The 11,061-nt window shown below is 54.2% G+C and carries 9 protein-coding genes and 1 rRNA gene; all 10 read right to left on the bottom strand.

Translation table 11 applies throughout. The annotated features are described in order from the left end of the window. Positions 1-86: ribosomal RNA gene (locus tag BUB13_RS16885) — 16S ribosomal RNA — on the bottom strand; the annotation flags it as partial. A gap of 356 nt (positions 87-442) precedes the next feature. Next, the gene (gene tyrS, locus BUB13_RS16890) at positions 443-1,735 is read right to left on the bottom strand and encodes a tyrosine--tRNA ligase (RefSeq protein WP_072909945.1); all 1,293 of its coding nucleotides are present in this window, start codon (positions 1,733-1,735) and stop codon (positions 443-445) included. A gap of 32 nt (positions 1,736-1,767) precedes the next feature. Beyond that, positions 1,768-2,547 carry a TIGR00282 family metallophosphoesterase gene (locus tag BUB13_RS16895; protein WP_072909946.1) on the bottom strand — a complete coding sequence of 260 codons (780 nt, stop codon included), beginning with the start codon at positions 2,545-2,547 and terminating at the stop codon, positions 1,768-1,770. A gap of 104 nt (positions 2,548-2,651) precedes the next feature. After that, positions 2,652-4,211 (bottom strand): ribonuclease Y, encoded by a 1,560-nt coding sequence (gene rny / locus BUB13_RS16900; RefSeq protein WP_139249416.1) that lies wholly within the window; start codon positions 4,209-4,211, stop codon positions 2,652-2,654. Positions 4,212-4,241: 30 nt separating this feature from the next. Next, positions 4,242-4,811: a 5-formyltetrahydrofolate cyclo-ligase gene (locus BUB13_RS16905; protein ID WP_072909948.1), complete on the bottom strand. Its 570-nt coding sequence runs from the start codon at positions 4,809-4,811 to the stop codon at positions 4,242-4,244. Between the two features lie 336 nt (positions 4,812-5,147). Next, complete coding sequence (gene zapA / locus BUB13_RS16910; protein WP_072909949.1) at positions 5,148-5,450, bottom strand: cell division protein ZapA; 303 nt, start codon at positions 5,448-5,450, stop codon at positions 5,148-5,150. Further along, positions 5,447-5,635, bottom strand: coding sequence for a hypothetical protein (locus BUB13_RS16915; RefSeq protein ID WP_072909950.1), 189 nt, complete (start codon positions 5,633-5,635; stop codon positions 5,447-5,449). The genes zapA and BUB13_RS16915 overlap by 4 nt, the downstream gene beginning before the upstream one ends. Before the next feature lie 28 nt (positions 5,636-5,663). Beyond that, complete coding sequence (gene ftsY, locus BUB13_RS16920; RefSeq protein WP_279625999.1) at positions 5,664-7,088, bottom strand: signal recognition particle-docking protein FtsY; 1,425 nt, start codon at positions 7,086-7,088, stop codon at positions 5,664-5,666. Positions 7,089-7,130: 42 nt separating this feature from the next. Beyond that, the gene (locus BUB13_RS16925; protein WP_072909951.1) at positions 7,131-7,493 is read right to left on the bottom strand and encodes a roadblock/LC7 domain-containing protein; all 363 of its coding nucleotides are present in this window, start codon (positions 7,491-7,493) and stop codon (positions 7,131-7,133) included. A 20-nt stretch (positions 7,494-7,513) separates the two neighbouring features. Further along, a complete protein-coding gene (gene smc, locus BUB13_RS16930; RefSeq protein ID WP_072909952.1) occupies positions 7,514-11,056 on the bottom strand; it encodes a chromosome segregation protein SMC in 3,543 nt (1,180 codons plus the stop codon). Positions 11,057-11,061 lie beyond the last annotated feature (5 nt).

Raw genomic sequence — 11,061 nt, forward strand, 5'->3', positions numbered from 1 at the left:
ATCCGAAGATCCCTTTCTCGTTCGACTTGCATGTGTTAGGCACGCCGCCAGCGTTCGTTCTGAGCCAGGATCAAACTCTCCAGTTATATACTGATAAAGTTTAACCTAGTTTGTTCAATTGACTTGAACCCTTACAAGCTCTTTCAAACATCTGCTATTTAGTTTTCAAAGACCAAGTTTTTTGCCCCGCCGGAGCGCGGCGACAAGCAAGGACTCTATCCAAATCAGCCCTACCTGTCAATCTCTTTTTTAACTTTTTTTTCGCTGCTCCAAGTGACCCGCTTTGGCCACCGTCCCGAGCAACGGAGCGCAGTTATATACAATCCCTGCCCTCCCCGTCAATACTTTTTTTGAAGTTTTTTTTGTCTTCAATTTTTTATGCGGGAAGTATCTAATTTAGCGCAGTTTTTTGAGCTGTCAAGCAGTGAAAAAATTAACAAAATCACACAGCCTCAACGATGTAGTAATTCTTTTTCCCTTTTTGCACCAGGATATACGCACCATTGATCAGGTCCGCAGCCGTCACCACATAATCCTGATCGGTCATTTTGGCTTTATTCAGACTGAGACCGTTACCCTTGATCGTCCGACGCAGTTCCCCCTTGGACGGGAAGACTGCTGTCTCTTCAGCCAGCAACTCGACCACCGGCACACCAGCATCAACCCGGCCACGGTCGACCTCAAAAGTTGGCACCCCTTCAAACACGGCAAGGAAGGTTTCTTTATCCAGCCTTGCCAGGCTTTCTGTTGTCGCCTTACCAAAAAGAATCTGTGAGGCCTCTACAACCTTATCATATTCCTCTTTGCTATGGACCATGCAGGTAACCTCTTTTGCCAACTTCTTCTGCAGAGGTCGCATATGGGGCGCCTCCTCCTGCTCTTTGACCAGGGCTGCCACCTCTTTCTGGCCGAGCAGAGTGAAGATTTTGATGTACTTCTCAGCATCCGCATCGGAAACGTTAAGCCAGAACTGGTAGAACTTATACGGCGTGGTCAACTTCGGGTCGAGCCACACGTTACCACTTTCGGTCTTGCCGAACTTGCCACCATCCGCCTTGGTGATCAGCGGGCAGGTCAAAGCGAATGCTTCACCGCCCTCTTTGCGGCGAACCAACTCTGTTCCGGTGGTAATGTTGCCCCACTGATCCGAGCCACCCATCTGCAATTTGCAGTTCTTTTCACGATACAAGTGCAAAAAGTCGGTACCCTGCACCAACTGGTAAGTAAACTCGGTAAAAGACAGACCCATCTTGGAGTCTTCCCCAAGACGCTTTTTCACGCTGTCCTTGGCCATCATGTAGTTGACGGTAATGTGCTTGCCGATATCGCGGATAAACTCGAGGAAACTGAACTCTTTCATCCAGTCGTAATTATTGACTAGCTCGGCAGCATTTGGCGCATCCGATTCAAAATCGAGAAACTTTGCCAACTGCTTTTTCAAACACTCTTCGTTGTGGCGCAAAGTCTTCTCATCAAGCAGATTGCGCTCTGCTGACTTTCCGGACGGATCACCGATCATCCCGGTCGCACCACCGACCAGAGCGATCGGCTTGTGTCCAGCGATCTGCAGGTGTTTAAGCATCATCACGCTGACCAGGTGGCCGATATGCAACGAGTCCGCCGTCGGATCGATACCGACATAGGCCGAGGTCATCTCTTTTTGCAGCTGCTCTTCCGTCCCCGGCATGATGTCGTGGATCATACCGCGCCAGGTCAATTCTTCGACAAAGTTCATCTTGATTACTTATCTACTCAAAGGGGTAAAATTTACGGGCACACCTGAAGGCGCTCTATCGCCTCGCACCGGCCGGTCTCTTCGTCAATTGTCAAAACCACCGCACAGAGCTGCGGATCTTTTTTCGCGACTTCCAAACGCACCGGCAGCTGAGTCAAAAAACGTTCGATCGCCGGCTCCTTCTGATTGCCAATGACGGCATCCTGACTACCGGTCATACCAACATCGGTCAGGTAGCCGGTCCCTCCAGCGAGTATCCGCTCATCCGCTGTCTGCACATGCGTATGGGTCCCGACAACCGCCGACACCCTGCCATCGAGATAGTGGCCGAGCGCCTGTTTTTCACTGGTCGCCTCGGCATGAAAATCGACAAAAACAATCGGCGTCTCCTGACGCAGCATATCAACCAGTTCGTCAGCCATCCGAAAGGGACAATCGAGGTTCTTCATAAACACCCGCCCCTCCAGGTTCAATACGGCAACTTTCACTCCACCGGGAGTTTCGTAAACACCGTCACCCCGCCCCGGCAATCCCGATGGATAATTTGCCGGGCGCAGCAGGCGCTCCTCCCGCTCCAGGCTGTCGTTGATTTCTTTTTTATCCCAGATGTGATTGCCGCTGGTCACAACATCGACCCCGGCATCAAAAAGTTCACGCAGCACCGGCACGGTCAAACCGTAACCGGCAGCGGCATTCTCGCCATTGGCAATCACCAGATCGATCATCTGCCTGTCAATAATGCGACCGAGTTGATCTTGCAGCATCTTGCGCCCGGCGCGACCGACTATATCACCTATAAACAACAGCTTCACGCTGCAAACTCCAAACAATAAATAGAAAGACTCGCGTTACCTTTTCAACGAGCGGAGAAGGTAACACGAGTCTTGTGTGCGGTAAATAGATTGTTGCCGCTGTCTTACTTCGCGTATTCGACTGCCCGGGTTTCGCGGATAACATTGACCCGGATCTGCCCCGGGTAGGTCATCTCCTGCTCAATCTTGTGCGCAATATCCTTGGCCAACACGTGCGACTGATCATCCGAGACATCGTCGCTGGAGACCATCACGCGGATCTCTCGGCCGGCCTGGATCGCGAAACACCCAGTGACACCACCGAAAGACGTGCCGATCTGCTCGAGGTCACGCAACCGCTTGACATAAGTTTCCAACGTTTCGCGACGAGCACCTGGGCGGGCACCGGAAAGTGCATCGGCCGCCTGAACCAGAATCGCCAGCACCGTATCCGGCTTTTCATCTTCGTGGTGCGCCGCGATCGCGTGAACAATCTTCGGCGACTCGCCATACTTACGCGCCAGGTCACCGCCGTTGACGGCATGCGAGCCTTCCAACTCGTGACTAACCGCTTTGCCAATATCGTGCAACAGTCCGGCACGCTTGGCCTGTTTGACGTTGATCCCCAGTTCGGCAGCCATCATGCCGCAAAGGAAAGCCACCTCGATCGAGTGAACCAGCACGTTCTGTCCGTAAGAGGTCCGGTAGCGAAGCATACCAAGCAGCTTGATAATCTCAGGATGAATGCCATGAACGCCAACATCAAAGGTCGCCTGCTCACCAGCATCCTTAATCGCTTCATCAACCTCTTCGGTCGCTTTTTCAACCAACTCTTCAATCCGGGCCGGATGGATACGACCATCAGCGATCAAACGTTCAAGGGAAATTTTGGCGACCTCCCGCCGCACCGGGTTAAAGCCTGAGATAACCACTGCCTCAGGAGTATCATCGATAATCAGGTCGATACCTGTCGCAGCCTCGATGGCACGAATGTTCCGCCCTTCACGGCCGATGATCCTGCCCTTCATCTCATCCGAAGGCAAAGGCACAACGCTGACGGTTTTCTCGGCGACAAAATCGCCGGCGTAGCGCTGTATCGCCAGTGCCATGATCATCTTTGCTTTACGATCAGCAACCTCGCGCGCCTCATCTTCAATCTTCTTGATGCTCTTGGCGGCATCATGCTTGGCCTCACTGAGCATCGAGTCGAGCAATTGCTGCTTGGCCTGCTCCGCACTCATCCCGGAAACTTTTTCCAGCTGGGAACGCTGCTCGGCATGCAACTGATCGATCTCGTCCGTCTTCTTCTGCAGTTGCTCTCCCTGTTGCCGCAGCTGGTTCTCTTTGCGGCTCAATTCTTCGCCGCGCTGATCGATCTGATCCTGCTTACGGTCGAGATTTTCCTCTTTCTGCTGCAACCGGTTTTCCTGCCCCTGAATTTCGCGGCGCAGCTCACGAGCCTCTTTTTCCCAGTCATCCTTCGCCTGCAGGACGACATCTTTGGCCTGAATGGTTGCCTCTTTAACAATGTTTTCAGATTCTTTTTTGGCGTCAGCAACGATCTGATCAGCTGCAGCCTTGGCATTAGCCACCGTCGCCGATGACATTTTACGATTAAGTTGAATACCGACAAAAACCCCGACCACCGCAACGGCGAGGACGACTAAAATCATCAAGCTATCCATCTGCACAACCTCCCTCTGCAGAGTTTATGGTCAACCTGCCGCCTCGTTGCGGCAAGGAATAAGTCCTGTTTCCGTGACGATGTAATCGAGCCGCTGGTCATGCGACTCCACCGGCAACGGCGGACAAAGCTGAAAATCGAAACAAAGACCAACTACGACAATCGCTCCTGCAATCGTCGCCAGTTCGCGATCATAAAACCCTTTGCCGTAACCAAGCCGAAAGCCACTTCGATCGAAAGCGACACCAGGCACGACTAACAGGTCTATATCATTGATTGCGACCAGTTCGCGCCCCTTCGGTTCGGCAACCCCGAATGCCCCGACCTGAAAGTCGCTTTCCCCAACCTCAACAAAGTCGAGGCGCTCGCCTGCAACACGCGGATAACAAACCTTTTTCCCAGCAACATGCGCAGCCTGTAGCAGCAAGTCGGTTGCGACTTCATTTTTTATCGGGTTATAGAGTGCCAGAGTTCGACAGGAGGAGAAACAATCCGCAGCAACCAAGCGTTGCTGAACAGCGCAACTACGCAGTTCCCAGTCCCTAGTGGACAGTTGCAGCCGCTGATGCAGCATGCGTTGGCGAATCGCTTTTTTTCCCATAACGGAGCGCTCCGGCGTACCGCAGCCTCCAGGGCAGGAAGAATCCGAATGGGCAGGCATTTATCGGTTGCGATGAAACAGGAGAACCCCGTCTTACAAAGCTTGAATCGATAAGTTTTTTATAGAAGCCGCTACCGCAAAAAATCAGCTCAATACGGTTATAAACATTGCAAAAACACTATTGTTTGAGTTTCTAAAACGACTTCTATATCAAGTAAACATCAGACCAACTGATGTGATCGATTCAACAATGCCGTACCAATCTATCTAAAAGCCCTGAAAACCAGGGTTATCTTCAACTTACGCACAAGCGTAATGTTTAATAATATACTGTCCTTAATACTTTTCGCAACTGGAAACCTCACGCTCAAGTCGTAGGACCAACTCTTCGAGCTGTGAATCCAGCTGTTGCTGCTCACCATGTCGTTCGCCCTGCTGCTCAGCCAGCTGCAGATAGCGGCCCGCCAGGTTCAACAACGTCAAGGCCGCTGCATCCCTGGTATCGACAGTCCTCCCGGCAATAGTCTCTTGCAGCAGTTCGTCAATAAAATCAGCGATACGCTGTACTTGCTCCTGACTCTGTTGGCTGCGCAGGGAATAATCGCGACCGAGAATTCTCACCTGTATCGTATTGCTCACAGTCCCTCCAGATCGAGGCTGTCAAAACGTTTCAGCGCCTGCTCCACCTCCGCCAGCAGGAGTTCTTTTTCTTTTTGCCAGAGCTGCTTTTCCCGTTTGAGCTGGAAACACTCCTGTTCCAGTTCGGACTTCTGCTGCAACAGTGCATCGACAGCTGCTTGCAAACGATTCAACATCTCCGGCATGCGAGTCCCTTTCAGAGCAAATCAGAAATCACTCGTCAAACAAAGCAGATACGAACATCTCCGGGTCGAAGGGACGCAGATCCTCCACCCCTTCGCCAATACCAACATAGCGAACCGGCAGGTTCAATTCAGCCGCGATGGCGATAACGATCCCCCCCTTGGCGGTTCCGTCCAGTTTGGTCAGGGCGATGCCGTCCAGCTGTACCGCCTCGTTGAACAGTTTAGCCTGGGTCAGAGCATTCTGCCCGGTGGTCGCATCAAGGACCAGCATGGTCTCATGTGGCGCCCCTGGAATTTCGCGATCGAGAACCCGACGCACCTTCTTCAACTCTTCCATCAGGTTGACCTTGGTATGCAAGCGACCCGCGGTGTCCAGGATCAGGACATCAGCATTGCGAGCAACCGCAGCCTTTGCTGCATCGAAAGCGACAGCGCCAGGATCAGCACCTTCAGCATGGCGGATCACCTCAACACCGGCTCGTTCGCCCCAGATCTCTAGCTGTTCTGCTGCGGCGGCACGGAAGGTATCACCCGCTCCGAGAATGACTTTCCGACCCTCTTTTGCCAACTGATTAGCCAGCTTGCCGATGGTGGTTGTTTTTCCGACGCCGTTGACTCCCACGACCATAATGACGAAAGGAGACTGCGCGCTGACATCGAGCGGCTTACTGTCGATCAGCAGAATCTGCTGCAACTCCTGCATCAACAGTTCTCGCACTTGCGCCGGCGTCTGCAGGTCGCCCTTGGCGTGACCTGTCTCCAGCTTGCCGATCAGATCCTGAGTCGTTTTCATCCCCAAGTCGGCTGTGATCAGAATTTCTTCCAGTTCCTCGATCAGGTCATCATCGATGGCGGAACTGCCACGCAGCAAGCTATCGATACGACCGACCAGCGACGACTGGGTCTTCGCCAGACCGCGCTTGAGCCGCTCGAACAGGCTGAGCGTCGGTTCTGGTTCTGGTTCTGGTTCTGGTTCTGGTTCTGGTTCTGGTTCTGGTTCGGCTTCGGCTTCGGCTTCGGCTTCGGCTTCGGCTTCGGCTTCGGCTTCGGCTTCAGCTTCGGCTTCGGCTTCAGCTTCGGCTTCAGCTTCGGCTTCAGCTTCGGCTTCGGCTTCGGCTTCGGCTTCGGCTTCGGCTTCGGCTTCGGCTTCGGTAACAGGCTCAGCAACCGGAGACTCTTCGGCAACCTCTTTCGCTTCTTTTTTCGGTCGCCGCAGCAGGGCAAGCAGTAGCAGAACAACGATCAGCACCGCCAAGGTGGCGCCAAGGTAAACAACGGCCAGCGCTGCAACTTGCTGATATTCTTCCGGCACGCCCACCCCGGCCATCCATGTGGACAGATCGGCAACGAGGACGTTTAACCAGGCGATAAATTTTTCAATCCATTGCAAGGCAGCTTGCGACCCGTTCTGCAGGGCCTCTTTGATCTGCTGCATCAATTGTTCAGTATTCACTTACCAATCTCCTGTTTTCAGACAACAGCTGAAAATATCTCACTAAAATTCAAATTCAGGGCGCAACTCTTCAACACAGTGACGCATACGGGATGCAGCCCGCGTTGCTATCGACTGCGGTCCGAGAGTCAACACCAGAAAGTAATCAACTGTCAATGGGGCAATCAAGGTTTTGTTTTCACCGGTGCGGATAAGCACTTCTTCCAGCTCGCCGCAGTCGACCCGCTGCATCGAATCACGCAGCAGATTGAGGATAATTCCCTGATGCGCACCGAACACCTTGATATCGTAATCGTCCATCCGCGCGACGTGATCAACCGCTTCGCCTTCCCAGTCAATAATGATTGCCCCAAGGGCTCCGGGAATGTCTTCCAGCAGTCTGTTCAATAAAGATTTGAACGGCATCTTCAGCCCTCTTTCTCATTTCAGGCGCTTTGCGCCATGTCACTATCGTTTTCCGTTCGCTCGTTAATCCGCACCGAAACCAGCTTGGAAACACCCGGTTCCTGCATGGTAACACCATACATGGTATCAACGATCGACATGGTTCTCTTACTGTGAGTAATAATAATAAACTGCGACTGCTCTGTCATCTCCCGAACCATTTCGGCGAAGCGGTCGATATTGGCATCATCCAACGGAGCATCGACCTCGTCGAGAACACAGAACGGTGTCGGCTTGATCAAAAACAGCGAGAAAATCAACGCCACCGCGGTCAATGCCTTCTCACCGCCGGAGAGCAGGTTGACATTCTGCAGGCGCTTACCCGGCGGCTGAACAATGATATCGATGCCGGTTTCGAGCAGATCATCCTCATCGGTCAACCGCAACTCTGCCTGCCCGCCACGGAACAAGCGCGGGAAGACCTGCTTGAACTTTTCGTTGACCAGATCGAAGGTTTCCTTGAAACGGCGACGCGTGGTCCGGTTGATCTGATTGATCGCTTTCTGCAGGTCGGCCAGCGACTGGTTCAGATCGTCGCGCTGCCCGCAAAGAAAATCGTAGCGTTCTTCCTGTTCTTTATATTCATCAATCGCCATCAGGTTGACTTCACCGAGAGCTTCGATGCGACGCTGCAATCTCTGCAACTGATGCTGCTGACGTTCCAACTCGTCCTCAGTCGCTTCCGGCACCTGATGCTCATACAGGTCGACCCGATAACGCTCAAGCACACCCTGTCGCACCGCTTCAGCGTCGACGTGCAATTCATGCTGGCGCAGCTGCAATCGGGCAACTTCCTTGCGCAGCTCTTCCGCTTCTGAACGCACACCACGCAGCTGATCGCGAAACTCGTCCAGTTGCTGGCGTTGCTGTTCGTAATTATCGCGGATTCTCTGGCTGGCCTGTTGCTGCTCCTCGCGCTTGTCGAGCAGCAAATCGAGCTCCACCCGCAAGCGCTCGTCCGTTTTCAGCAGCTCCTGCTGTTGAGAACCTCCGCTCTGCTGCCGCTGGAGCAACTGCCCGGTGCGTTGCTCCATTTCCTGCTGCTGATTTTGCAGTCGTTGCAATGTATCATCGAGGCCGCGCCGCTGTTGCTGCATCGCCGCCAAGGCAACACGACGTTCAGTCAGTTCTTCACGAGCGACATCGAGCGTCTGCCGCAACTCCTGTAACAGCCGCTGGAAACCAGAGACCTGTTCTTCCAACTGCTGCTGCCGCTCCCCCGACTGCTGGCTCCCCACGCTGAGCTGCTGTTTCTCTTCCTGCAGTGCCGTCTCCGACTCCCGCACCTGGTCTAGCTCAAAAGCAACCAGTTCCAAGCGTTCTGTCAAGCGCGCCAGCTCGGCATTGAGCCCCTGGCGATCTTTCTCCAACTCCAATGCCTGTAGTTCCAGCCGATGGTCTTCACCGGAGTTGAAAGTCTGTTCTTCCTCCAGCTGCAGAAGCTCGTCCTGCAACTGGTCGATTTCGCGCTGCTGCCGAGTCAGCTCTTCTTCCTGCTGCGAGATTTTTACACCCAACTCTTCAATCTGCCGCTTTTTGCGCAACAGCCCGGCACTATCTGCAACCTTGGCTCCCGCGATCAATTCACCGCGCCAACTGAGGCTGCCACCATCCCGATCGACCAGCAGCAGTCCTGCCGGGAGATCAGTGGCAGTAAAATCACGCACCGAGTCGACCAGGTAGATACCGGCAAGCAGACGTTCGACCAGCTGCTTTTCAGCTGTCACTTCAACCAGATCGCTCAAAGCGATGCCGTCGCCAAAATCAACCTGCGCCGCTGTCTGTGTCGGCAACAGCAAGGTCGCACGCTGCTGTTTGTCGAGCAAGATCTGGATAGCATCATCCCGCTGCTGTTCATCGACAACCGGTACCGCCTGTAATTTCTCGCCGAGGGCAATCTCCAGCGGCAGTTCGTATTCCGGAGCAACCTTGAACAGGTCCGCCGCCACCTGCTGCCAGCGCTGAGACTCGGACAACAAGGCGCGCACCCCCTCGCTGTAGCCATCGAGGCTGCGTTCCAGCTCCTGCAACGACTCCCGACGAGAACGGTTCTTTTCCAGATGGCGCCGCAATTCCCCCAGTCTGTCGTCGAGCTCTTTACGCTGCTGCTCTTTTTCATGCCGCTGCTGCTGCAGATAACGCCCATGCTCGGCCAGCTCGGCCTGCTGCTCAGCAACCTGCTCTTTTTTCCGTACCAGCTGCGCTTGCTGTTCCTGCATTTCCTGCTGCTGCTCCTGCAGGCGGATAGAATCGGCTCGCAGTTGCTGCTGCCTTTCTTGCTCACTGTTCAGGCGCCGCTCGATCTCGTCGTGCCGGTTCGCCAGCCGGCTCGCCTCTGCCAGCAGTTCCATTAACGTGCGGCGGCTGTCTTCCAGCTGACTTTCCAACTGCTGCTCACGCGACAACGACTGGCGCAACGCTTCTTCCTGCTGCTCGACATCTTGCTCCACAGTTTCCAGGCGATCACCGTAACCGGACTTCTCCTCGGTCAACTGTTCCAGTTCGGCGGCAACCATCTGTTGTCGCTGCGACAGCGCCTGCAATTCTGCTTGCAGTTCCTGATCCTGTTCCAGTAGATGCTCTCGCTGCCGCTTGCCCAGGGTCATTTCGTTTTCGACCCGCTGCACCTCCGCGGCAAGATGGAAAACCTGCTCCTGGGCTTTGTTCAGATCGGATTCGATGACCGCCACCTGCAACTGTTTCTCTTCCAGTTGCAGCTCGCCATCTTCCAAGCGGGCATCAAGTCGAGCAAGAATCTCCGCCTGTTCTTTCTGCTGTTTGGAAACGATATCGACTTCACGCTGCAGTTCCTGAAACCGGTTGCCGGTCAGGCACAGTTCGATTCGTTTCGCCTCCCCCCGGTACTCGCGGAACTGCTCTGCCCGCTGCGCCTGCCGCTTCAAACTGCCGAGCTGACGGCGCACTTCGGAAATAATATCGCCCAGTCGCACCATGTTCTGTTTGGTTGCGTCCATCTTGCGCAGTGCAGTCTTTTTGCGCGCTTTGAACTTGGTCACCCCGGCCGCTTCCTCGATCAACGAGCGCCGTTCTTCCGGCTTGGCGCTGATCAGCATGCCGACCTTGCCCTGCTCGATGATCGAGTAGGCACGGGCGCCGACCCCGGTATCCATGAACAGTTCGGTGATATCGAGCAAACGGCAGGCGGTCTTGTTTATCAGGTATTCGCTGTCGCCGTTACGGTAAAGGCGACGGGTGACCATGATTTCGGCGTAGTCTTTGTAGGCGGGTGGACAGATTTTGGCGCTGTTGTCGAAAACGATGGAGACCTGCGCCATGCCGTGTGGTTTGCGGCTTTCGCTGCCGCCAAAGATGATGTCTTCCATCGCCCGGCCACGCAGATGGCGAGCGTTCTGCTCCCCCATAACCCAGCGAATGGCATCAACGATATTACTTTTGCCGCAACCGTTCGGCCCGACCACCCCGGTGATTCCATGCTGGAAATCGAGAGAGACCTTGTCGACGAAGGATTTGAAACCGATGATGTCGAGGCGTTTAATCTTCATGCCGG

This window comes from Malonomonas rubra DSM 5091, from assembly GCF_900142125.1.
Lineage (GTDB): Bacteria > Desulfobacterota > Desulfuromonadia > Desulfuromonadales > Geopsychrobacteraceae > Malonomonas > Malonomonas rubra.

What these genes read in the sequence shown, in the direction of transcription:
- tyrS (WP_072909945.1), bottom strand. Translation starts at nt 1,735, where the DNA reads ATGAACTTTGTCGAAGAATTGACCTGGCGCGGTATGATCCACGACATC.
- rny (WP_139249416.1), bottom strand. Translation starts at nt 4,211, where the DNA reads ATGGATAGCTTGATGATTTTAGTCGTCCTCGCCGTTGCGGTGGTCGGG.
- BUB13_RS16905 (WP_072909948.1), bottom strand. Translation starts at nt 4,811, where the DNA reads ATGGGAAAAAAAGCGATTCGCCAACGCATGCTGCATCAGCGGCTGCAA.
- BUB13_RS16915 (WP_072909950.1), bottom strand. Translation starts at nt 5,635, where the DNA reads ATGCCGGAGATGTTGAATCGTTTGCAAGCAGCTGTCGATGCACTGTTG.
- BUB13_RS16925 (WP_072909951.1), bottom strand. Translation starts at nt 7,493, where the DNA reads ATGCCGTTCAAATCTTTATTGAACAGACTGCTGGAAGACATTCCCGGA.
- smc (WP_072909952.1), bottom strand. Translation starts at nt 11,056, where the DNA reads ATGAAGATTAAACGCCTCGACATCATCGGTTTCAAATCCTTCGTCGAC.